This window comes from Archangium lansingense (assembly GCF_026626635.1).
GTDB classification, from domain to species: domain Bacteria; phylum Myxococcota; class Myxococcia; order Myxococcales; family Myxococcaceae; genus Archangium; species Archangium lansingense.
Genome location: NZ_JAPNKA010000001.1, coordinates 11,240,923 through 11,262,136, shown reverse-complemented (window position 1 = coordinate 11,262,136; position 21,214 = coordinate 11,240,923). Strand labels below are relative to the sequence as shown.

The 21,214-nt window shown below is 68.6% G+C and carries 20 protein-coding genes and 1 tRNA gene; 14 read left to right on the top strand and 7 right to left on the bottom strand.

The annotated features are described in order from the left end of the window. The first annotated feature begins 167 nt into the window (after nt 1-167). Entirely contained in the window at nt 168-374 is a 207-nt protein-coding gene (locus OV287_RS45095; RefSeq protein ID WP_267540242.1) for a hypothetical protein, read from the top strand. Between the two features lie 67 nt (nt 375-441). On the opposite strand, the gene OV287_RS45090 is transcribed toward OV287_RS45095, so the two are convergent. Then, a complete protein-coding gene (locus OV287_RS45090) occupies nt 442-2,535 on the bottom strand; it encodes a chloride channel protein (RefSeq protein ID WP_267540241.1) in 2,094 nt (697 codons plus the stop codon). Between the two features lie 178 nt (nt 2,536-2,713). On the opposite strand from OV287_RS45090, the gene OV287_RS45085 reads away from it, so the two are divergent. Next, the gene (locus OV287_RS45085; protein WP_267540240.1) at nt 2,714-3,151 is read left to right on the top strand and encodes a peroxiredoxin; all 438 of its coding nucleotides are present in this window, start codon (nt 2,714-2,716) and stop codon (nt 3,149-3,151) included. 66 nt (nt 3,152-3,217) lie between these two features. Here the strand turns inward: OV287_RS45085 and OV287_RS45080 are convergent, their stop codons facing one another. From OV287_RS45080 to OV287_RS45065, 4 genes are all read right to left on the bottom strand, one after another. Then, nucleotides 3,218-3,991, bottom strand: a complete 774-nt coding sequence (locus tag OV287_RS45080; RefSeq protein ID WP_267540239.1) for an NrsF family protein — start codon at nt 3,989-3,991, stop codon at nt 3,218-3,220. Beyond that, nucleotides 3,988-4,512 carry an RNA polymerase sigma factor gene (locus OV287_RS45075; protein ID WP_267540238.1) on the bottom strand — a complete coding sequence of 175 codons (525 nt, stop codon included), beginning with the start codon at nt 4,510-4,512 and terminating at the stop codon, nt 3,988-3,990. The genes OV287_RS45080 and OV287_RS45075 overlap by 4 nt, the downstream gene beginning before the upstream one ends. Before the next feature lie 154 nt (nt 4,513-4,666). Next, complete coding sequence (locus OV287_RS45070; protein WP_267540237.1) at nt 4,667-5,692, bottom strand: acyl-CoA desaturase; 1,026 nt, start codon at nt 5,690-5,692, stop codon at nt 4,667-4,669. Between the two features lie 81 nt (nt 5,693-5,773). Further along, nucleotides 5,774-7,255 (bottom strand): site-2 protease family protein, encoded by a 1,482-nt coding sequence (locus OV287_RS45065; protein WP_267540236.1) that lies wholly within the window; start codon nt 7,253-7,255, stop codon nt 5,774-5,776. Between the two features lie 91 nt (nt 7,256-7,346). Here OV287_RS45065 and dusB point away from each other — a divergent pair, with 91 nt between their 5' ends. The 6 genes from dusB to pyk all read left to right on the top strand — a co-directional run bounded on the left by dusB (nt 7,347) and on the right by pyk (nt 13,639). Then, nucleotides 7,347-8,360: a tRNA dihydrouridine synthase DusB gene (dusB, locus tag OV287_RS45060; RefSeq protein WP_267540235.1), complete on the top strand. Its 1,014-nt coding sequence runs from the start codon at nt 7,347-7,349 to the stop codon at nt 8,358-8,360. Between the two features lie 467 nt (nt 8,361-8,827). Further along, the gene (locus OV287_RS45055; RefSeq protein ID WP_267540234.1) at nt 8,828-9,028 is read left to right on the top strand and encodes a hypothetical protein; all 201 of its coding nucleotides are present in this window, start codon (nt 8,828-8,830) and stop codon (nt 9,026-9,028) included. 86 nt (nt 9,029-9,114) lie between these two features. Then, nucleotides 9,115-10,575: an NFACT RNA binding domain-containing protein gene (locus tag OV287_RS45050; protein WP_267540233.1), complete on the top strand. Its 1,461-nt coding sequence runs from the start codon at nt 9,115-9,117 to the stop codon at nt 10,573-10,575. Next, the gene (locus OV287_RS45045; RefSeq protein WP_267540232.1) at nt 10,572-11,135 is read left to right on the top strand and encodes a hypothetical protein; all 564 of its coding nucleotides are present in this window, start codon (nt 10,572-10,574) and stop codon (nt 11,133-11,135) included. The genes OV287_RS45050 and OV287_RS45045 overlap by 4 nt, the downstream gene beginning before the upstream one ends. Nucleotides 11,136-11,282: 147 nt before the next feature. Further along, a complete protein-coding gene (locus OV287_RS45040; protein WP_267540231.1) occupies nt 11,283-12,104 on the top strand; it encodes a hypothetical protein in 822 nt (273 codons plus the stop codon). A gap of 101 nt (nt 12,105-12,205) precedes the next feature. Continuing rightward, nucleotides 12,206-13,639, top strand: a complete 1,434-nt coding sequence (gene pyk / locus OV287_RS45035; RefSeq protein ID WP_267540230.1) for a pyruvate kinase — start codon at nt 12,206-12,208, stop codon at nt 13,637-13,639. A gap of 202 nt (nt 13,640-13,841) precedes the next feature. Here pyk and OV287_RS45030 read toward each other — a convergent pair whose 3' ends face one another. After that, nucleotides 13,842-15,356 (bottom strand): GAF and HD-GYP domain-containing protein, encoded by a 1,515-nt coding sequence (locus tag OV287_RS45030; RefSeq protein ID WP_267540229.1) that lies wholly within the window; start codon nt 15,354-15,356, stop codon nt 13,842-13,844. 162 nt (nt 15,357-15,518) lie between these two features. Here OV287_RS45030 and rpe point away from each other — a divergent pair, with 162 nt between their 5' ends. Next, nucleotides 15,519-16,172 carry a ribulose-phosphate 3-epimerase gene (rpe, locus tag OV287_RS45025; RefSeq protein WP_267540228.1) on the top strand — a complete coding sequence of 218 codons (654 nt, stop codon included), beginning with the start codon at nt 15,519-15,521 and terminating at the stop codon, nt 16,170-16,172. A gap of 9 nt (nt 16,173-16,181) precedes the next feature. On the opposite strand, the gene OV287_RS45020 is transcribed toward rpe, so the two are convergent. Then, a complete protein-coding gene (locus OV287_RS45020; protein WP_267540227.1) occupies nt 16,182-16,565 on the bottom strand; it encodes a response regulator in 384 nt (127 codons plus the stop codon). A 251-nt stretch (nt 16,566-16,816) separates the two neighbouring features. On the opposite strand from OV287_RS45020, the gene OV287_RS45015 reads away from it, so the two are divergent. The 5 genes from OV287_RS45015 to OV287_RS44995 all read left to right on the top strand — a co-directional run bounded on the left by OV287_RS45015 (nt 16,817) and on the right by OV287_RS44995 (nt 21,121). Continuing rightward, nucleotides 16,817-16,893: transfer RNA gene (locus OV287_RS45015), tRNA-Pro, on the top strand. 276 nt (nt 16,894-17,169) lie between these two features. Beyond that, a complete protein-coding gene (locus tag OV287_RS45010; RefSeq protein WP_267540226.1) occupies nt 17,170-18,180 on the top strand; it encodes a DUF2169 family type VI secretion system accessory protein in 1,011 nt (336 codons plus the stop codon). Continuing rightward, nucleotides 18,177-19,226, top strand: a complete 1,050-nt coding sequence (locus OV287_RS45005; protein WP_267540225.1) for a hypothetical protein — start codon at nt 18,177-18,179, stop codon at nt 19,224-19,226. Before OV287_RS45010 ends, OV287_RS45005 begins: the two co-directional genes overlap by 4 nt. A 15-nt stretch (nt 19,227-19,241) precedes the next feature. Further along, on the top strand, nt 19,242-20,372 hold the full coding sequence (locus tag OV287_RS45000; RefSeq protein ID WP_267540224.1) for a DUF4150 domain-containing protein: 1,131 nt from the start codon (nt 19,242-19,244) through the stop codon (nt 20,370-20,372). Then, on the top strand, nt 20,351-21,121 hold the full coding sequence (locus OV287_RS44995) for an SMI1/KNR4 family protein (RefSeq protein WP_267540223.1): 771 nt from the start codon (nt 20,351-20,353) through the stop codon (nt 21,119-21,121). Before OV287_RS45000 ends, OV287_RS44995 begins: the two co-directional genes overlap by 22 nt. The last annotated feature ends 93 nt before the right edge of the window (nt 21,122-21,214 follow it).

Sequence of the window (21,214 nt, the reverse complement as noted above, 5' to 3'; positions counted from 1 at the left end):
CAGGCGGCGGCGCACTGTACCTGCTTCCCCGGTCGGACTCCGGGCGCCCGCTTGCCCACCCGCCCTCCCAGACCCCTGCCTCGCACGCTCGGGGCGGAGTGATGACGTTTCACGGGAGGACAACCAGCCCGCGCGGGCCATTCGGGCTCCGCGCACAGGAGCGAGTCATGAGCATCCGTGACGACCTTAAGAAGAAGCTGGGCATGACCGGACGCGATCAAGAGAAGCGCGTGGCGGAGGCGGAGGACCAGGACGAGAAGAAGGCGGGCAGGAGGCTCTCGGACGAGCCAGGGTCGGATTACCCTCGCGAGGGCGACGAGGGGCGCGGGATGAGCGACTCACCCTCGGGGACCGGCATCAACCCGAGCAAGTGAACGGATTCAACTTGGGAGCCTCGATACCCTCACCCCGCCCCTTTCCCGAGGGGTGAGGGAGGGTGCTTCAGGTCGTGGCCTCGGTGGGGGCCACGAGGTGCTCACCGCGGGCATGCTGGTGGGCGTGGTGCGAGGAGAGGAAGCGGCGCACGAGTGAGCGGGTCAGCAGTCCGCACTTCGGACACTCCGCTGTCGCCTGGACGGGCAGCGCGTCCACGTCCTCCTGGTCCATCAACTGGAGCGCCTGGGCCAGGCTCGTTTCCGGGGTGAGCAGGGGCACCTTCCGCGCCAGGTCGCTGGCGACGAGCATGGGGTGCAGCTCCTCGTCGCGCCAGATGTCGCGGAACTGGTCCACCTGGACGATACCGTACAGCCTTCCGTGCTCATCGAGCACGGGCAGGGTGCCGCTCTCGGTGGTGATGACCTGGTCCATGAGGGGGCGCAGGTGCATGCCAGCGGGCACGGGGGCCAGCTCGCGCATCAGCGTGCGCACGGGGGTGTTGGACAGCAGCTCCGCGTCCGTCTGAGGCTTGGGCGCCTTGCGCTCGGTGAGGTAGTGGCAGAGCGCGGAGGCGATGGTGCACGTCACCATCAGCGGCAGGATGATGGCGTGGTTTCCGCTCAGCTCGTAGAGCATCATCATCCCCGTGAGGGGCCCGCGGGTGAGCGCGGCCACGGCGCCGCCCATGCCCACGATGGCGTAGGCGCCACTGGGCCCGGTGCTGGCCGGGAAGAAGTAGTGCACCAGGGTGCCGAAGGCGCCGCCGGCCATGGCTCCCATCACCGCCGAGGGGAAGAACGTCCCACCCGAGCCTCCCGAGCCCAGGGTGATGGCCGTTGCCACCAGCTTCACCACGCACGCGGTGACGAGGAAGAAGAAGCTGAGCTTTCCGATGGCCGCGAGGTTGATGTAGTCGTGCCCGCTGCCCCACACGGTGGGGTTGAGCAGGGCGAGCACGCCCACGCACAGCCCGCCGAGGCCCGCGCGCACCGGCAGGGCCCGCTGGCCGAGCCATGCTGACAGCCGCTCCCCCTTCACCCGTCCGGCGAAGAAGTCCTCCGAGTGGTGCAGCAGCCGCACGAAGGCGTACGCGAGCAGCCCGCAGATGAGCCCCAGTCCCCCGTAGAAGACGACCTCGAAGCTGCTCACCAGCTGGTAGCCGACCCGGTGGATCATCGGCGCCGCATCCATGGTGCCAGTGCTCACCAGCGAGCCGGCCACGCTGGCCAGGATGATGGGGGAGAAGACGCGCAGCTCGAACTCGCGCAGGATGATCTCCATCGCGAAGACGGCGCCGGCGATGGGGGCATTAAAGGAGGCGGAGATGCCAGCACCGGCGCCGCAGGCCAGCAGGATGGCCAGCTCGCGGCGGGAGAAGCCCAGGGTGCGGCCCACGGTGGAGGCGAAGGCGGCGCCTCCGTAGACGATGGGGCCCTCGCGCCCGGCCGAGCCTCCGCTACCGATGGTGATGGCGCTGGCCACCAGCTTGAGCAGGCCGCGCTGTCCGGGCAGCTCCTGATTGCCCTTCACCGCGCGCACCACCTCGGGCACGCCATGGCCATGGGTGTCCGGGTAGTCGCGCAGCAGCCGCCCCACCGCCATTCCGCCCAGCGGCGGCGCCAGCAGGAACACCCACCAGGGCATGTGCGGGAGGATCTCCGTCACCTCGTGCGCCTGGCCGAGGACGCGGTTGAGCGCGGTGAGGGCCACCAGCGGGTAGTAGAGGGCGAGCGCACCCAGCACCAGCAGGGCCAGCAGGCGCAGCCGGCGCTTCACCTCGTCGCGAGGGCCTCCGGGCTCGATGACCCGCGCCAGCACCAGGGCGCCGAAGGCCAGGGGCGCGCCGATGATGGCGTGCTCGAGGTGCCAGTTCGTGGTGCGCAGCGTCTGCCACACCGACACGAGGGCTTGCGAGCCGGGGCGGCGCAGGGCCTCGAAGAGCCACGCGCTGTTGAAGGTGAGCCCGCTCACCAGGCCAATCAGGTTGACGAAGATGCCCGCGGCCAGCCCGCTGTAGAGGCCCACGATGGCCCCCGCCACCGGCAGCACCGACGGACCCGGGAGGTGGATCCGATTGGAGGCTTGCAGGCAGGCATGGATGAATCGTCGCGCGGACTCGCGAAGCGAGGCGCGGGTATGCGGCGGAGGCTCGGCCTTCATTTGCAGCTCATACTACCCGTCGGCGCCTGGGGAAATTCAAGGTACTTGAAGATTCAACAATCGGGTTGGAGGCGAGGGAGGGAGCGGGCGTCTGCGTGCTAATCCAGGGGGCCTCGGAGGGACGCATCATCACAGGCCCGGCGGGGTTCCGAGCCCGCTGGCTGGCACAGGAGGCTCCATGCTGAAGGCAGGGGACGTGGCACCGGACTTCATGGTGCGCGATCACACCGGCAGGACGCACCGGCTGTCCGACTACAAGGGGAAGACGGTGGTGCTCTGGTTCTACCCCAAGGCGGACACCCCGGGTTGAACGGCCGAGGGTTGCGGGTTCCGCGACCAGAGCAGTCAGTACAAGGAGAAGAACGCGGTCATCTTGGGAGTCAGCTTCGACACGCTGGAGGAGAACAAGGCCTTTGCGGAGAAGTTCAGCTTCAACTTCCCCCTGCTGTGCGACACGGACAGGAGGATGGGGCTCGACTATGGGGCCTGTGACGACGCGAGCGCGGCCAACGCGCGGCGAGTGGGCGTCATCATTGGACCCGATGGGCGAGTGATGGCCTGGTATCCGAAGGTGGATGCCCGGGCCTTCCCGACGCAGGCGCTGCAGCAGCTCTAGCCGGGAGTGGATTCGGAGGACCGCGGGGCGTGCTCGGGCGGTCAACCCGGGCGCGCCCTTCGTTCTTCAAGGCGCGTGGTTGGACGTGGGGAGGCGGGAGCGAACCAGCAGGGCCAGTCCACCCAGCAGCAGCCACGGCCCCACGTGCGAGGCCGCCAGGTGTGCGGCGCTCCCGTCGGCACAGTGCACGTTCAGCAGCAGCAGGCCCACGGCTCCCGCGGAGAGCCCCGCGGCCACCGCCCGCACCGGGTGGTAGGCCGAGCGCCGCAGCATCACCAGCGCCGCCAGCAGGGGCAGCGCCGACAGCAGCATGTGCACCCGCGTGCAGCCGATGACTCCGGCGAGGAAGCTCTTCGCCGCCAGCCCCGAGCCTCCCAGCAGCACCGACAGCGCCACCACTGCTGTGCACGTCCCCACCAGGCCCCAGGCCACCCGTCTCACGGGCGCCAGCGCCACGATGGCTCCGCCCAGCATGACCAGCAGCACGAGCACGGCCAGCCCGACCACGATGCCCGGCGGCGCCGCGTTCCGCATCAGCCCCAGGGGCGTGAACGCCAGTGCCCCCAGCACCGTCATCCCCACGTACACGCCCACCAGGACGAGCACCTCGCGCCACCAGGGCGTCGGCTTCGGGTGGGCGGCCAGCTCCTCCTGGGTCAGGGTCCGCACCCGCTCCAGCGCCGGCATCGCCGCCTGTGCGGTGGGGGCCCCCACGTTCTCCAGTGCGCCGAAGCCCTCCAGCAGCGCGCCGCACTCGGCACACTCGGCCACGTGCGAGACCAGCTCCGGCGGGAGGGGTTGCTCCAGGCTGTCCAGCACACGCGAGCACTCGGGAGTCATTTGTTCGCCTCCTCACGCAGGGCGGCCAGCAGCTCGCGCAGCCGCGCGTAGCCCCGGTGCGCCCGCACCTTCACCGCCGACTCCGTCAGTCCCATCGACTCGGCTATCTCCGCGAAGCCCATCCCCTCGAAGCGGTGCAGGACGATGGGGATGCGCTGTCCCTCGGGGAGCTGCGCCAGGGCCCGCTGGACGGCGCGTTCGAGCCCCGCATCCCGGGGGCCCGGCTCCTCCGCGGGGACGCTGGTGGGCAGCTCGCCCTCGTCCGTCAGATCCTCGGGGCGCTTGCGCCGCTGCCAGTCTCGCGCCGTGTTGGTCGCGATGGCGTACAGCCAAGGCTTCACCCGCGCGCCCTCCTGGAAGCGGCCACGTCCTCGCACCAGGGACAGGAAGGTCTGCTGGGTCAGGTCCTCCGCCGAGGCGGGGTTGCCCGTCAACCGCGCCAGGTAGCCGTGAATGGGCCTCGCATAGCGCTGGAAGAGGGCATCGAAGGCCCGGGCATCGCCCTGACAGAAGCGCGTCATCAATACCTCGTCCGACTCACCGGCTGGGGAGGGCGCCGGGTCATCAGCGGTACGCGCGGGGGCGATTCCGGGTTTCAACGAAGGAGGCGTCACGGGCGGGGTAGAGTGGAAACCCTACCCCAGCCCGGAGCCTTCCGGTGCTTCCTTGCTCGCTCTACTGGCGCTTGAGCAGCGCCTGGGGCGAGGGAGCGGAGGTGGGCAGGCGGTCAGCCGCGGTGGCCAGGGCCTCGCGCACCTTCTCCTCGGCGGCCTTCATCTTCTCCTCGGCGGCCTTGCGGTGGGCGGCCAGGGGGGCGAACCAGCGGCCGGGCGGGTTGAGGGCTGCCTGGTCCTCCGCCGAGTACTTCAGGTACGAGTACTTCGTCTGCTCGGACGGGGTGCGCAGGTCACTCACCAGGCCCACCCAGGAGAGCGCCTTGAGCGAGTAGTAGCTGAGGTCCACCTCCCACCAGAACCAGCCCTGGTTGGCGGTGTTCTGGTGGAAGTGGTGGTTGTTGTGCCAGCCCTCGCCCAGGGTGACGAGCGCCAGCAGCCAGTTGTTCTTGCTGGTGTCCGTCGTCTTGTAGCGGCGCTTGCCGAACACGTGGCTGAGCGAGTTGATGGTGAAGGTGCCGTGGTAGAGCAGGGTGGTGCTCACGAAGAAGCCCCACACCAGCATCGAGAAGCCGCCGATGAAGTAGAGGGCCACGGCCAGCAGGACGGGCGGCACCACGAAGAGCCGGTTGAGCCACACCAGCTCCGGGAAGCGCGCGAAGTCCTTGATGCTGTCGTAGCGCGTCTCATTGTACTTGTCGCAGAGGATCCACCCGGCGTGGCTCCACCAGAAGCCCTTCTGCAGCGGCGAGTGGATGTCCTGCTCCTGGTCCGAGTACCGGTGGTGGTGCCGGTGATGGGCCGCCCACCAGAGCACGCCCTTCTGCGTCGCGAGGGTACCCGCCAGGGCCAGGAAGAACTGGAAGCCACGGCCCGCCTTGTAGGCGCGGTGGCTGAAGTAGCGGTGGTAGCCGGCGGTGATGCCCCACATACGGAAGATGTAGAGGCCCACGCACACCGCGACATCCACCGGCTTGGCTCCCGTGTAGAACACGAAGAGGCACATCAAGTGCACGCCAACGAAGGGGATGGACGACAGCCAGTTGATCTTCTCTTCCTGGGCTGGCGTGGCGGTTCGAGCAGTCAAGGGAGCCTCGGCTGGAATCAGACCGAGCGGGAAGGTGCTCAGTCTCACCCCGCATCAACACCCCCCCGTGTCATGGCTCTGTCAGGCGGTCGCAGATTTCTGGAGCACCGCCAGCCACTGCTCGAAGTCCGGGTGACCATGCAGAGGCGCGAGGTCGTCGTCGGAGGCCGCGTAGGGGATGTCTTGGAACCCCAGCTCCGTGGCGCGTCGCAGCATGCGCATTGCGTCATTCAGGTGACGCGCGCGGGCATGAGCGCATGCGGCGTCATAGGCCAGGCGCGCGGAGGTGGTATGGACGAGGCCCAGCTCGCAGAGCGCCGCCGCCTCCGAATAGGCGCCGCGGATGAAGAGGGGGCGTTGGGCGCACAGAAAGGCGGCCTCCGGCTCCACTCCGGGCAGCCGCAGCGCCTTCTGTACTCGTTCTGAGCGGATGAGAGAGCCCGCGTACTCGTGCAGGACGGTGCGGTTGTGCGTCTCCTGCCAGGCCATCTCCCACAGGGCGAGCGCTCGGAGCTCATCACCCAGCAGGGAGAAGGCCGCGGCCAGGGCGTGGGTCTCCACCGGCCGGCGCCGCACCTGGGAGAAGTGGTCGAGCGACGCGCGTCCCTGGCCATTCTTCAGGGCGGCCCAGCCGAGCAGGTGGTGGGCGCGTGAGGCGAGGTCCGGGGTGCACTCCTCCGAGTCGAGCACGGCGAGGCCCCGCTGGCGTGCCTCCTCCAGCCTTCCAGCGGCGAGGGCGGCCTCGGCCTGCTGCATCTCCTGCACGAGGGGTGGGGGCGCCACGCCCGAGGACACCTTCATGTCCCCCCGCAGCACGGCCAACAACAGCCGCAGCGCGTGCAGCCCCATCATTCCGAAGAGGATGCCGAGCAGGGGGTTGGGAGGGTCCCCCGCGAAGGCGTAGGCCATCACGAGGAGGCACACCACGAGGGCCAGCCATTGCGCTCCCATGAAGCCGGTCTGCCCGAAGAAGCGCGTCGCCAGGGCGCTCACGATGTTGCCCCCATCCAAGGTCGGGACGGGCAGGAGGTTGAAGAGGGCCCAGAGGAGGTTGCTGACGCAGAGCCAGGAGAGCAGGACGCGCAGCCCCTCGGCGTTCCGAGACACCCCGGAGTGGAGGAGCACCAGGGCCGTCAGGCTCAGCGACAGCCCGGACAGGGGCCCCGCGGCGGCGATCATCACCTGCTGATGCCAGGGGATGGGGGCGAGAGAGTTGTGCCGGGTGATGCCCCCCAGCCAGGCGAGCGAGATGCTCGGCCGGTAGCCGAGCGCCCGGAGCATCAGCGCATGGCCCGACTCGTGGGCGAGCACCGTCGACGAGAGGACGAACAACCCCGCCAGGAAGACGAGCAGCGCCGTCCGGCCATACCCGGGGCCTCCCTCGAGGAGCTGCCGAGCGGGCCAGAGACCGAGATCTCTCGTCCAGGTGTGCGGGTCCAGCGTCCAGGTGGTCAGGTCCATCGCCAGCATGTCGCTCACGCCGAGCGCCCCCAGCAGGGCGCAGCAGAGCAGGTGCGAGAGGTGGACCTCGACGGGGATGGTCCCGAGCCGGAAGCGCAGCATGGGGCCGACCTTAACCAAAGGAAGGCGGCCGCGCAGGCCATCGCCTGGACCCTGGAACAATCTCTCTAATCCGCTAGGTTCCCCCGCCGCCATGCTGCGCATTGGTTCCTACACGTTGCCCAACCCCTTCATCCTCGCGCCCATGGCGGGGGTGAGCGAGATGCCCTTCCGCGTCATCGCCTTCGGCCTGGGGGCCGCCCTCTGCCCCACCGAGCTGGTGAGCTCCCAAGGGCTCATGCGCACCAACCAGCGCACCCTCAAGTACCTCCGGTTCGACGCGGAGGTGGAGCGGCCCTACAGCCTGCAGATTTTCGGGGGAGACCCGGAGGCCATGGCCCGCGCCGCCGTCATCGGCAAGCAGTACGGGGCGCAGATGATCGACATCAACATGGGCTGCCCGGTGAAGAAGGTGACGAAGAACGGCGCCGGCAGCGCCCTGCTGTGCGAGCCGGACCGGGGCGCCACCCTGGTGCGCGAAATCCACGCGGCCACCGGACTGCCCGTCACCTGCAAAATCCGCTCGGGCTGGGACGAGCACAACCGCAACTACCTCCAGGTGGCCGGCAAGCTCTTCGAGGCGGGCTGCGCCGCGCTCGCCATCCACCCGCGCACCCGCGCCCAGGGCTACTCGGGCCAGGCGGACTGGAGCGTCATCGCGGACCTCAAGCGTCACTTCCCGGACAGGCCCATCATCGGCAATGGGGACGTGAAGACTCCGGCCGACGCCCGCCGGATGCTGGAGACGACCGGCTGTGACTTCGTGATGATTGGCCGCGGCGCGCTGGGCAACCCGTGGATCTTCCGCGAGCTGCTCGGAGGCCCTCCGCCCACGCCCCAGGAGCGCTGCGAGCTGGTGCTGCGGCACCTGGCCGCTCACATGGAGTTCGTGGGCGAGGAGCTCGCCGCGGTGCGCTCCTTCCGCAAGCACCTGGCCTGGTACGCCCACGGTCTGTACGGCGCCGCGCTCTTCCGCTCCGAGGTCAACCAGCTCGACACGGCCGAGGCGGTGCGGGACGCGGTGAGGCGCTTCTTCGGCTCCGCCCACTCGGACCCTCATGCCTCCGAGGGTGAGCAGGACGTCGATTACCGGGCCGCGCTCGGCTGAGCTCCACCTCTCAATCACCCCAGCGACACGTCTGTAGCGCGCCGTTTTCGGTGCGCACGGGCCATTTCCGAGGGGGAACTCCTCGAAGAAGGTCATCTCGTGAGCACTCCGCGCGGATGCGCGCGGTGGTGGCCGTGCAGGTGCTCGCGAGACCCGCCGAGCTCGTGCCGACGCGGTGCCGAGTGCGCTCGAGGCGACAGTCGTGGCCCCTCGGAGCAGCGTGAAACGCGCCGGAGGCCGAGAAATCGGCTCGCGCGAGGTCGGTGCAGGTGTGTGTGGAGGCCCGTTTTGGGGTTTCGAACGCGCGCGATGCCGAAAAATCGGCGCGCCACGCGTTGCACTACATCACCATGCGTTGACACACTGGCAAGGCATCTCTACCATTCACCACAAGCACTCCTCATTCATGCGAGTGCAGGCCCCACTCTCAACGAGTGGTGGTGAAGTTGAACCAACGGAGGGTTTAGATGGCCGCGAAGAAGAAGACCGCGAAGAAGGCCGCGACGAAGAAGACCGCCGCGAAGAAGACCACCCGCAAGACCGCTGCTCCGCGCACCGCCAAGAAGGCGACGGCGAAGAAGGCCGCGGGCAAGAAGACTGCCGCTCGCAAGAGCACCCGCCGCAAGAGCTCGGCGAAGGCCCCTGAGGCCGCCCCCACCGAGGGCTAGACGTAAGGCAGTCTCTTCGCGCAGTTTGAACGGCCCGGCGGATCTCCGCCGGGCCGTTTTTGTTTTTTCCGTCCAGGAGGACTGAGGTGTCTCTGCGTTCCTCGGAGTTGGAGCAGGTGGTGGCGGAGGTCTCCGCGCAGCTGTCTGGCGCGGTGGTGCAGAAGGCGTGGTGCCCGCTGCCGCGCCTGGCCTACCTGGAGCTGCGAGTGCCCGGCAGATCCATCCTCTTGTGCCTGTGCGCGGAAGGAGAGCTGTCGCGGCTCGCGGTGGCGCAGGAGCGCTTCCCCACGCCGGGAGAGCCCGCGCCCTTCCAGCGTTGGCTGAGGCAGGAGCTGGTGGGCTTCAAGCTGGCCAAGGCCTCATGGTCGGAGGCGGAGCGGGTGGTGATGCTCGACTTCCAGAGCGAGGACACCCGGCGCCGGCTGGTGCTGGAGCTGGGCTCGCCGGGAGGGCTCATGCTGCTGACGGACTCCGGCCGGGTGCTGATGCTCTCCGGCGAGGGCCTGGCGCAGCGGCGCTCCCTGCATCCGGGCGCGCAGTGGGCGCCTCCGGAGCCGTTGCCCGCAGAGGCCCTCACGCGCGCCCGGGCCGCCACGTCGCGCCTGCTGCCCTTCCCCGGTGACTTCCTCGTGTATGCGGAGGCGGCGGAGCGGCTGCTCGGGCCGAAGGACAAGACGAGCCGTGCGGAGGCCATCCGCCGGCGCCTGGCGCTGCCCTACCGAGCGCGGCTCAAGCGCTCCGGACGCACGCTGGAGAAGGTGCGCACGGAGGCGGCCCGAGGCCCGGAAGCCGAGCGGCACCGGCAACTGGGCGAGCTACTCACCCAGAACCTCTACCGCCTGAAGCGGGGCGCCACCGAGGCGACGCTCACGGCGTACACCGAGTCGGGGATGGAGGAGGTGACGGTGCAGTTGGACCCGAAGCGGACGCCGAAGGAGGAGGCGGACTGGCACTTCCACCAGTACCGGCGGCTGCTGAGGGGCGTGGAGCATGCCCGGCAGCGAGAGGCGGAGCTGGCGCGCGAGGTGGCGCACGCGGAGGCGGCGCTGAAGCAGCTCGAGGGGCTGGATGAGGCCTCGCTGCTGGCGCAGGCGGAGGTGCTGCAACTGACGGCGGCCGAGGAGGGCCCTCCGGAGGCGAGGCCCTTCAAGGAGTACGTGGGGCACGGCGGCCAGCGCATTTTGGTGGGCAAGGGGGGCGAGGACAACGACACGCTCACCTTCAAGGTGGCGCGCCCCTATCACCTGTGGCTGCACGCGAGGGGGCTGCCAGGCAGCCACGTGGTGGTGCCACTGGAGAAGGGGGTGGAGGTGTCGCAGGAGGTGCTATTGGATGCGGCGCACTTGGCGCTGCACCACTCGGGGGCCAAGGGTGAGCCGCGCGGCGAGGTGAGCTGGGTGCCGGTGAAGTTCGTGAAGAAGGTGAAGGGTGGGGCACCGGGCCGAGTGCAGTACACCCGGGAGAAGACGCTGGTGGTGCGCCTGGAGCAGGAGCGGTTGGAGCGGTTGTTGAAGACGCGCGGAGGCGAGGTGCCGCCCGTCCCATGAGCGTGAAGGTGCCCATGGGCCCGGTGTGCGCCCGCTGTCCGGTGGTGCTGGGCGCCTCGTGCTGCGAGGTGAAGGAGGGCGAGCACCTGGCCACCCTCACGCGGGCGGACGTGGAGCGCATCACCGGGCACACGCGGTGGGCGTCCCGGCGCTTCGTCGTCGAGGAGTACCTCACCGAGGAAGAGGCGGCGGCGTACGAGGCGCGCCGTCCGCTCTACCGGGGCTACTTCCGTCGGGGGCCGGTGCGGCTGACGCTGGCCACGCGCGCGGGCGCCTGCGTCTTCCACGAGAAGGGGCGAGGCTGTGGCCTGCCCTCTGACGTGCGGCCGGTGGCCTGCCGGCTCTACCCTTTCGAGCGCTGGCCGGATGGGAGCTGGAGCGTGCAGATGAGCCGCTACGGTGACCTGGCCGAGGCACGAGCAGGCGGCGGCGCGTGCCTGGGCGTGGAGGAGGCCGAGGGCATGGAGGACGTGCTGGTGGCCTTTGGCACGACGCGGGAGTCGGTGGAGTTGCTTGGAGCGCAACTGGGGGAGGAAACGGACTCACACGGGCGGGGTTGACGGGCAGACGGTGAGCAGGCGGGCAGTTTGCACCGGCCTTGAGTCCGGAAGGCCGCCGGGTACGATGCCGTCCGCGTGTCGTCGCTTCCGCCCCACCATCAGATGCATCTCTTCCCGCGCTCTCCTGTTCGTGAGGGGGGCTCGTCCTTGTCCGCGCGCAATCGTGCGTTGGAGTCCTCCAACCGTCTGGCTACCGCCCTCCACGAGGAGGAAGTGCCGGTTGCGGAGAACTTCCACCAAGGGACCGCTGCGCGGAACCAGCACCCCCACGCCACGGCAGCCACCCGGGAGGAGCTGTGGGCCCGGGCCGAGGCGCTGGCCTTCCGGCTCTCGGCGGAGCTGAGGATGCCGGTGCGGCTGGCGGTGACGGATAACCGCTCCACCATGGTGTCCTTCCGGCGCAGCGCTACTGCGCTGCAGCTGCGGTTGCACCACATGTTCCTCGACGCGCCGGAGCCGGTGGTGCGCGCGGTGGCGGACTACGCGGGCCGGGGTAACCGCCTGGCGGGCGGATTGCTGGACGACTACATCCGGGGCCAGCAGCCGCGCATCCGCCAGGAGCGTCACGCGGCCGAGGCGGACCTGGAGCCCCGGGGCCGCTGCTTCGATCTCCAGGTCATGTTCGATCAGCTCAACCGCGTCTTTTTCCACGAGAGCATCCAGGCGCGCATTGGCTGGGGCCGCATGCCTCCTCGGCGGCGGCGCAAGTCCATCCGCCTGGGCGTCTACGATCATCAGACGCGGGAGATCCGCATCCATCCTGGGTTGGATCGCCCTGAGGTGCCCTCGTACTTCGTGGAGTTCATCATCTTCCACGAGATGCTCCACCAGCTCTTCCCGAGCTCGAACGGGACGGGCCGCCGGGTGCACCATCCGCGGGCCTTCCGAGACCGGGAGAAGGCCTTTCCGCTCTATGCCGCCGCACTGCGTTGGGAGCGGGAGAACCTGAACCTGCTGTTGCGGGGCTGAGACGCGGTCCCTTGCTCGCTGCTTTACCAATTTACCAATCGAAGGCCGTGTGCGGACGCTGCTTGACCCTGCACGTGGCCCGACCCAATCCTCTTTTGCCCATGCGACGCGCGAAGATTGTTTGCACCCTTGGTCCGGCCTCCCAGAGTCAGGAAATGCTCGAGGCCCTGATTGAAGCCGGAATGGACGTGGCCCGGCTCAACTTCTCTCACGGCAGCCACGAGAACCACGCCGAGAACATCGAAAAGCTGCGGAAGGCCTCGCTGAAGGTCCGCAAGGCGGTGGGTATCCTGGGAGATCTCCAGGGCCCCAAAATCCGCACCGGCCGCTTCATCACCGGCAGCACCGAGCTGAAGGAAGGCGGCGAGTTCCACATCACCACGGACGAGAGCGTGAAGGGCACGGATGAGATCGTGTCCACCACGTACCCGTTCCTGGCGGCGGACGTGAACCCGGGAGACCGCATTCTGCTGGATGACGGTCTGCTGGAGCTGCGAGTCCTGGAGACGGACAAGAAGCAGCTCATCCGCACGAAGGTCATTCACGGCGGCATCCTGAAGAACAACAAGGGCATCAACCTGCCGGGAGTGGCGGTGCGCGCGGACGCGCTGACGCCGAAGGACCGGGAGGATCTGGTGTTCGGCATCAAGGCGGGGGTGGACTTCCTCGCGCTGTCCTTCGTGCGTCAGCCGGCGGACATCGACATGGCGCGCTCGGCGATGGCGGAGGTGGGCCGCACGGTGCCCATCATCGCCAAGCTGGAGAAGCCGGAGGCGATTGCCCGGTTGGACGCCATCCTGGACAAGACGGACGGCGTGATGGTGGCGCGCGGCGACCTGGGCGTGGAGATCCCGCCCGAGGAAGTGCCCTCGGTGCAGAAGGATATTGTCCGCCGGTGCAACATGAGGGGCCTGCCGGTCATCGTGGCCACGCAGATGTTGAACTCGATGATCGACAATCCGCGGCCCACGCGAGCGGAGGCCAGCGACGTGGCCAACGCGGTGTTCGACGGGGCGGACGCGGTGATGCTGTCGGGCGAGACGGCGAGCGGCAAGTTCCCGCGCGAGTCGGTGGAGATGATGGATCGCATCGTGCTGGCGGCCGAGTCCACGATGAGGGTGCAGGGCCTGTCGTCGATGCCGCAGCAGGCGCCGGTGGGGTTGCCGACGCACTTCCCGGACGTGATTGCGGCGAGCGCGTGTTACGCGGCGAAGCAGGCGGGGGCGTCGTTGATCGCGGCCTTCACGCTGTCGGGTGTGACGGCGCGGCTGTTGGCGCACTACCGGCCGCCGGTGCCGATCGTGGCCTTCAGCCCGAACCAGGAAGTGCGCCGCCGGTTGGCGCTGCTGTGGGGCGTGGTGCCGCGAGTGCTGGAGCCCATCCAGGAGACCGAGGCGATGGTGCGCCGCGTGGAGGAGGAGCTGGTGGCGCGGGGCCTGGCGCAGAAGGGTGACCGCGTGGTCATCGTGTACGGCGCGCCGGTGGGACAGCCGGGCAAGATCAACAGCATGCGGCTGCACATCATCGGGAGCTGAGGCCCGCTGAGCGGATTGCCTCTCTCGCATCCCTCCCTCACATCCCCTCCCTCACATCCCCTCCCTCTCCCTTCGGGAGAGGGTCGGGGTGAGGGTGCACGGGTCGGTTCTCCAACCCGTGAACCAGAGAGGGCACACGGGTTCCCAACCCAGGTTCACCCGATACCCTCACCCTGTCCCTCTCCCGAGGGGCGAGGGGAAATCAGCCGCGGAAGTCCTTCAGGGCGCGCTTGGGGACCTCGGCCTCGATGAAGATGCGGAACAGCTCCATGTCGAGCTGGCCGCCCTGGGCCTCGCGCTTGAGGATGTCGAGCGCGAGCTGATGGGGCACGGCCTTCTTGTAGGGCCGATCGCTGGCGGTGAGGGCGTCATAGATGTCCGCGATGGACATCATCCGCGACTGCACGGGGATGGTGGGCTCGGGGATGGCACGCGGGTAGCCGGTGCCGTCGAGCTTCTCGTGGTGCGCGTAGGCAATCTCCGGGACGCGGCGCAGGGTGCGCGTCCACGGAATCTGCGACAGGAAGCGGTAGGTGTGCTCGACGTGGCTCTCGATCTCCCGGCGCTCCTCCTCGGAGAGGGTGCCCTTGGCGATGGAGAGCGAGTGGATCTCCCGGTCGAGCAGCAGTGGGCGCTCCTGGTCGAACGAGTCCTGGAAGCGCAGGTGGCGCAGCTCGTGGAGCCGCTCGAAGTTGCCCTGGGCGAGCACCGTAGGCCGGTTGCAGGTGAGGACGAACTCGAGCACCTCGTCCAGGTGCTTCTGTTCCTTGACGAGCCGCTCGTCCTCCTCGGCATCGATCTCCGGCAGGTTTTGCACGCCGCGCAGCTTCACGGCGGCGAGCCGGCGGCGGTAGCTCTGGAGCTGCAGGTCCTTGCGGGCGAGCTGGAAGCGGGCGCGCAGCCCCTCCATCTCATGGGGGTAGAGCTTCTCGGCTTTGACGAGCACGGGCTCGCGCACGCCCACCTTGCCGAAGTCGTGCAGCAGCGAGGCGTAGCGCACCTCCTGCAGCTCGGTGGCGGTGAAGCGCGTGCGGGCATAGGGCCCGGTGTTCACGTGCTCGAGGGCGCGGGCCATGGCCACGGTGAGGTCGGCCACGCGGCCTGAATGACCCGCGGTGGTGGGATCTCTGGACTCGATGGCCACCACCGAGGCGGAGACGAAACCCTCGAAGAGGCGGTTGATCTCCTCGTGCAGGAGGGCGTTCTCGATGGCGCCGGCGGCCTGGGCGCCCAGGGCGAGCAGCAGCTCCTCGTCCTCGGAGTCGAAGGGGCGCCCGCTCAGCTTGTTGAGCGATTGGATGACGCCGGTGACCTCGCCGTTGGCGTCGCGCATGGGCACGCAGAGCACGCTCTGGGTGCGGTAGCCGCTCTGGATGTCGAAGGTGCGGTTGAAGCGCTCGTCGGCGTAGGCGTCCGGGAGGTTGATGATCTCCCCGGTCTGGGCCACCTGGCCGGCGATGCCGCTGCCCACCGGCAGACGGATTTCATTCTTGGAGCCCTGGGCCACCTTGCTCCACAGCTCGTTGCGCTCGCGGTCCAGCACGAAGAGCGAGCACCGGTCCGCCTCTACCACCTTGCTGGCCTCATAGAGGATGAGGGGCAGCAGCAGGTCCAGGTCGCGCTCGGCGCTCATGGCCTTGGTGACGTCCAGGATGGACGTGAGCTTCTTGAGGCGCCGGGTGAGGTCTGGAGGATCGGGCGGGGTCTCTGGAAGCACCGGGAATGGCTCCGAATGGCGACGGCGCACGGCCTGGGAGGAATCTTCTTAGCACGGGAAAAGCGCCGCCCGCCCCCCGGGGGGGTCCCCAAACGTCCGTTGCCCTCCCGCTCCCCCTTCAAGCGGGTACCCGTCGGGGGCGGAAATGGCTATGTAGCGCCCATGACCCGCCGCGTCCTCGTGTCCCCCTCGCTCCTGTCCTCCAACTTCGGCCGCCTGGCCGAGGAGGTGCGCGCGGTGGAGGCCGCCGGGGCGGACTGGGTCCACGTGGACGTCATGGATGGGCGGTTCGTCCCCAACATCACCATCGGCCCGGTCGTGGTGGAGGCCATCAAGAAGGCGGCCACCCGGCCGCTCGATGTCCACCTGATGATCGTCGAGCCCGAGAAGTACATCGACGCCTTCGCGAAGGCGGGGGCGGACATCCTCACGGTGCACGTGGAAGCGTGCACGCACCTGCACCGGGTGATTCAGCAGATCCGCCACGCAGGGGTGAAGCCGGCGGTGGTGCTCAACCCGGCCACGCCGCTGTCGGCGGTGGAGGAGGTGTTGGGGGACGTGGAGATGGTGCTGCTGATGAGTGTGAATCCCGGCTTCGGGGGACAGAGCTTCATCGAGCCCACGGTGGACAGGGTGCGCCGGCTGCGCGCGATGCTGGATGCACGGGGGCTGTCCACGGACATCGAGGTGGACGGGGGCATCAACGCCGAGACGGCTCGGCGGGTGGTGGAGGCCGGGGCCACGGTGCTGGTGGCGGGCTCATACGTGTTCGGCTCGAAGGACTACGCCGCGGCCATCCGCTCGCTGCGGCCCTGAACGCGCACCTCAGGCTCCGGCAGCCCCCTTCACTCCGGCCATTCGCGCCACCCGCGTCATGAAGGTGTGGTCGAAGGGCTTCACCTCATAGGCCTCGGCGCCGAGCTCGAAGCACACGTGGCGGGTGAACTGGTCCTCCACGCCACTGAGGATGATGACCTTGCAGTCGCGCGTCTCGGGGTCCTGCTTGAGCTGGGCGAGCAGGTCGCGGCCGTCCTGGTGCTGGTGGATGTCCAGGATGATGACGGCTGGCCGATGCTTCCGGGCCAGCTCCAGGACATGGTGGGAGGTGGTATCCGCCACCGAGGCGAGGCCCGAACGGCGGGCCTCCCGCGAGAGAGCGGACACAACGAGCGGCTCATCATCGGAGATGAGGACAACCGGAGAGAGCATGGGACCCCGGGGTGGCTTCGCTGTACGGGGTGTGTCCAAGCAAGCGGTGTTCCCGGCGGTTTCCCCCGCAAAATGCGCAGGTTAGGGGCGAAGGACACGGGTCATTGGAGCCCCACGGGTCCTGGAGAACCCCCGGAGGGCCGCAGGAATGAAAAGCTGATCCAAGGACGTTGACTAGGCCGGGCGGGTCTTGTACATCCCCGCCCACTTCGACGGCCCGAGAGCAGTTCCGGCGGAGGGCATATCGGTATCGGGGAGTGGCTCAGCCTGGTAGAGCACTTGGTTCGGGACCAAGGGGTCGCAGGTTCAAATCCTGTCTCCCCGACCATTAAAAGCCCTGGAGTTTCGCGGACTTCCGCTGAAACTCCAGGGCTTTTGTTTTTCCCCGTCTCCCCCGTCAGCAAGCCCTTCGTGGTTCGGGCCCACGGTGAGGTCACCGCCTTCTTGATCCAGTCCATTGCATCCTCCCACCTGCGCCGCCAGCCGGAGCTGGGGACTCCGGGGAGGGGCAGGCACGTTGCCTGGTGGGCTGGAATGGGAGCCGGGGCGCCCGGCCCTATGGGCCCTGCGCCGCTGTGGTGGTTGAATGGCGCCTGGGGGGCACATGTGGGCGCTGAACAACCGCACGGCGTATGCAGCTGAGCGCAACTGGACGCGAGACAGGGATGGACTCCACTGGTGGCTCGTCGCCGTCAAGGCGACGTTCGACATCGGACCTGACGGGCGGCTGAAGCTCGCGGACGAGCAGCTTCCGCCGGTATTGATGCCGGAGTACTTCGGCGAGCCGGGCCGCTCCAGCCTGCGATACGACTCCGACCTGCTGGCGCCGAAGCCGGGCACGGACATCCTCGTGAGCGCGCATGCGCACGCGCCTCGTGGAAGACCGGCGCCCACGGTGCCGGTCTCGCTCCGGGTCGGGCGGCTCCACAAGGTGCTCGTCGTGCACGGGGAGCGGACCTACGAGCAAGGTTGGTTCGGCGTGATGCCGGGTCGGCCCCAGCCCTTCACCACGCGGCCCATTCAATATGAGCTCGCCTTTGGTGGCAGCGACCTGTCAGGCCCCGACCCGGCGAAGCACCGCATCGACGAGCGGAATCCCATCGGGCGCGGCTTCGCGACGCGCGGCGCCCACCTCGCCGGAAAGCCGGCCCACGCCATCGAGTATCCCAGCGGAGAGCCCGCGACCATGGGCCCGGCGGGGTTCGGTCCCGTCGATTCCTCGTGGATGCCCCGGCGCAAGCTCGCGGGGACGTACGACGCGCGGTGGGAGCGCACGAAGAAGCCGCTGCTCCCGGATGACTTCGACCCCGCGTTCGCGCTGAGCGCCCCGGTGGATCAGCGGCCCGAGAATCCCCTGGCGGGCGGAGAACCCGTCGAGCTGGTGAACATGACTCACGAGGGGGCCCTGCGCTTCGAGCTCCCTCGCATCTCGCTCGGCTTCAAGACGCGCATTGGTACGCGCCGCGAGGAGCACGGCCCGCGGCTGACGACGGTCCTGGTGGAGCCCGAGGCGCGGCGCCTGTGCCTGGTGTGGCAGAGCGCGCTGCGCGTGCGCGCCCCGGAGGCGGACTATCTCGATGAGACGGAGATCTTCGAGTTGAAGGGTGAGGCATGAGCGCCGAAATCGAGGTGGTGGCTGTCGGCGCTCGGACCCCGCTCGGGTACTCCGCGGAGAGCAGCGCGGCGGCCATGCGCGCCGGCATCTCCCGGTACGCCGAGTTTCCCTTCATTGATGCGCGGGGCGAGCCGGTCGTGGTGGCCTCGGATGGGGAACTCGACTCGAAGCTGGAGGGGAGGGATCGGCTCGTACCCCTGCTCGAGAGCGTCCTCGACGAAGTCAAGGGGAAGCTCGGTTCAGCGGTCCTGGAGGGGAACCGGTGCCGGCTGCTGCTGTCGCTTCCCGAGGCGCGTCCGGGGTTCTCCGATGACGACGCGGCTTGGCTCGTGAGCGCCATGGAGGCACGCCCGCAGGCGAAGGCCGCGCGCACGCGCGTCGAGATTGCCGGACGCGGCCACGCGGGAGCCCTGCGAGCGGTGGAGCAGGCCCTGCGGGAGTCCTCCGAAGGCAGGGAGTTCTTTTTCCTGGTGGCGGGCGTGGACAGCTACCACCACGCGGAGACGTTCCTCTGGCTGGAGCGCGACGGCCGGTTCGCGCAGCCGGGGATTCGCAGTGGATTCATTCCTGGTGAGGGGGCCGGGTGCCTGGCGCTGATGAGCACGGGGCTGCGTCGCCGCTTGCGGCTGCCCCGGCTCGCGGTGGTGCGAGGGGCACGGACCGCGCAGGAGCGCCTCCTGCGCGACAGCGACACGGGCTCGTTTGGCGTCGGAATGACCCAGGCGGTCGAAGGTGCGGTAGCGGGGCTCGACCTGTCCCGCGAGAAGGTGGATGAGCTATACACCGACATCAATGGCGAGCGGTACCGCAGCGAGGAGTGGGGGTTCGTCGCGCTGAGGACGCCATCGGTTTGGCACTCCACGGCGTATCGCTCCCTGAGCGACTGCTGGGGCGACGTGGGCGCTGCGGCGGGTGCCCTCGGAGGCGTCCTGGTGGTCCGGGCGTTCGCACGGGGTTATGCGCGAGGCCCCCGGGCCATGGTGACAGCGGGTTCTGATGGGGGACTGCGAGGGGCGATGCTCCTGCAGGACCCACGGGTGTCGTAAGGAGCGGGGGACGCAATGAGCAACGTCTCAGTGAATGCACCGAAGACGCCGGTGACCGAGGGCTCCAGTGGGGTCGCTGCGGCAACGCTGCCCAACGTGTGCAAGATGCCCGGGCCGCCAGCGCCGTTCGTGCCGACGCCGCTGCCCAACATCGGGAAGAGCGGAACAGACCCGAAGAAGTACTCCAAGACGGTCACCATCGAGGGGAAGAAGGTCGCCATAAAGGGCGCCACCTTCGGCTCCATGGGCGACGTGGCCAGCAAGGGGACGGGCGGTGGCATCGTCTCCGCCAACGTGGAAGGCCCCACCAGCTTTCTCGGCCCCGGGTCCATGGACGTGAAGTTCGAGGGGAAGAACGTCCAGCTGCTCGGTGACCCCATGCTCAACAATTGTGGGCCGAGCGGGAGCCCAGCCAACGCGGCGACGATGCTCGGGGTGGTCCAGAAGACCGGAGCCCTCCTGGTCGTCAGCGGGAAGGATGTGTGCCCCCTGTGCAGGAAGGTGCATGGCAGAGAGGGCTCGCTGAAGGAAACCCCCGCGACCCAGGCCGACGCCGCGCAGCTGGAGGTCAAGCTCACCAAGAAGATTTTCGCTGGCGAGTTCCCCGAAGAGGAGCTTCCGTGGGGAAGGATGCTCGGCGTCGCTCAGTGCAAGTGCGGGCAGAAATACGCGGACCACTCGAGCAACACCATCGAAGTCTTCTGCAAGAGTGTCAGCGAGCTTGGCTGGAACGCCCCCAAGCCCGGCACCACCCGCAAGGAGGTCCGTGCGTTCGTTGACAATCGCTTCAAGAAAAACAGCAAGAACGTGGAGAAGGCCTGGGCGCGGGCCCAGAGGTTCCATGAGCAGTTCGTGAACAAGAAGACCACCGCAGCGGCCTACCCACCGGGAGGCTGTGCCGGCCCCAAGGCACTCGTGCTGGCGATGGACCATGGCGCGCGCGTCACGGGGCTGACGGAGCGGTGGTTCCGCAGCGATGGGCAGCCGGTGAGCGCGAAGATCCGGTTCATCGACAAGAATGGAAGGGAAGTCGAGAGGCACTTCGCCCACGGCAAGAGCGTCCCGCCGTGCATGGCCTGCACCGTCATCCTTCCCCTGCTCATCTGCCCCGAGGAGGAAATGAAGTGTCAGCACAAGAAGAAATAGACCTTGAGTTCCTCGAGGTGGAGGACCTTCTCCTGAGGACCGTGCCCGGGCTCGCGGAGCAGTGGCGGGGTGCCACGCCCGATGAAGTCGAGCAGCTCGAGCGCATCGCCGGGCGCCCCCTGCCACGGTTTTATCGCTGGTTCCTGAGCCGCATGGGGCAGAGCATGGGGCCGCTGGCCTATCCCAGCCAGGACTTCTCCGCGCGGCGCGTGCTGGACTGCTACGCCAGGAAGATCGTCGCGCCCAATCCCCGGTTCCTGCTCATTGGATACGAGTCCGACGAGATGATGCCCCTGCACGCGTTCTATGACCTCGACGCGCCCGCGCGGGGGGATGCGACGGTGACGGCACGGTACGCGCGTGGGGGCGACGATCCCATCGACCGGTTCGAAACCTTCCACGAGATGCTGTCGTGGAGCTCGCTGTTCCGGTTCCAGTTCGAGCAGATGTCCCAGAAGTGTGAGGGGACGCTCTATCGCGAAGATGCGGACCTGCTTTCCCTCCTCGCCCCGGTGCTGAGCAGCCTGGGATTCACGCAGCCGCTCACTACCGGCCGCTACTGCGGACTGTATGAGCGAGCCGACGCGGTCATGATCTGCGGCGGCACGCCCAGAGAGAACCTCGAGAACGTGCGCACGTTCTTGCTCGGGGGGAGCAACGCCGGAGTCCTCCGGAGAATCCTCGGGGAGGTCGCTAAGGAGTCCTCGCTGGAAGTCGAGGTCAACACCTGGACTCCGGCGCTTCGTTGAGGCGCCAGCGCCCTTCGCCGAAGGGCCATCTTCGCTCTCCACGTTCGAGCCGGCATGGCCCTCATCCATCGCCCGCAGGGGCGGTCGTGCCGC

What these genes read in the sequence shown, in the direction of transcription:
- OV287_RS45000 (WP_267540224.1), top strand. Translation starts at nt 19,242, where the DNA reads ATGAGCAACGTCTCAGTGAATGCACCGAAGACGCCGGTGACCGAGGGC.
- OV287_RS45090 (WP_267540241.1), bottom strand. Translation starts at nt 2,535, where the DNA reads ATGAAGGCCGAGCCTCCGCCGCATACCCGCGCCTCGCTTCGCGAGTCC.
- OV287_RS45065 (WP_267540236.1), bottom strand. Translation starts at nt 7,255, where the DNA reads ATGCTGCGCTTCCGGCTCGGGACCATCCCCGTCGAGGTCCACCTCTCG.
- OV287_RS45005 (WP_267540225.1), top strand. Translation starts at nt 18,177, where the DNA reads ATGAGCGCCGAAATCGAGGTGGTGGCTGTCGGCGCTCGGACCCCGCTC.
- OV287_RS45075 (WP_267540238.1), bottom strand. Translation starts at nt 4,512, where the DNA reads ATGACGCGCTTCTGTCAGGGCGATGCCCGGGCCTTCGATGCCCTCTTC.
- OV287_RS45055 (WP_267540234.1), top strand. Translation starts at nt 8,828, where the DNA reads ATGGCCGCGAAGAAGAAGACCGCGAAGAAGGCCGCGACGAAGAAGACC.
- OV287_RS45080 (WP_267540239.1), bottom strand. Translation starts at nt 3,991, where the DNA reads ATGACTCCCGAGTGCTCGCGTGTGCTGGACAGCCTGGAGCAACCCCTC.
- OV287_RS45010 (WP_267540226.1), top strand. Translation starts at nt 17,170, where the DNA reads ATGTGGGCGCTGAACAACCGCACGGCGTATGCAGCTGAGCGCAACTGG.
- OV287_RS45045 (WP_267540232.1), top strand. Translation starts at nt 10,572, where the DNA reads ATGAGCGTGAAGGTGCCCATGGGCCCGGTGTGCGCCCGCTGTCCGGTG.
- OV287_RS45095 (WP_267540242.1), top strand. Translation starts at nt 168, where the DNA reads ATGAGCATCCGTGACGACCTTAAGAAGAAGCTGGGCATGACCGGACGC.
- pyk (WP_267540230.1), top strand. Translation starts at nt 12,206, where the DNA reads ATGCGACGCGCGAAGATTGTTTGCACCCTTGGTCCGGCCTCCCAGAGT.
- dusB (WP_267540235.1), top strand. Translation starts at nt 7,347, where the DNA reads ATGCTGCGCATTGGTTCCTACACGTTGCCCAACCCCTTCATCCTCGCG.
- OV287_RS45020 (WP_267540227.1), bottom strand. Translation starts at nt 16,565, where the DNA reads ATGCTCTCTCCGGTTGTCCTCATCTCCGATGATGAGCCGCTCGTTGTG.
- rpe (WP_267540228.1), top strand. Translation starts at nt 15,519, where the DNA reads ATGACCCGCCGCGTCCTCGTGTCCCCCTCGCTCCTGTCCTCCAACTTC.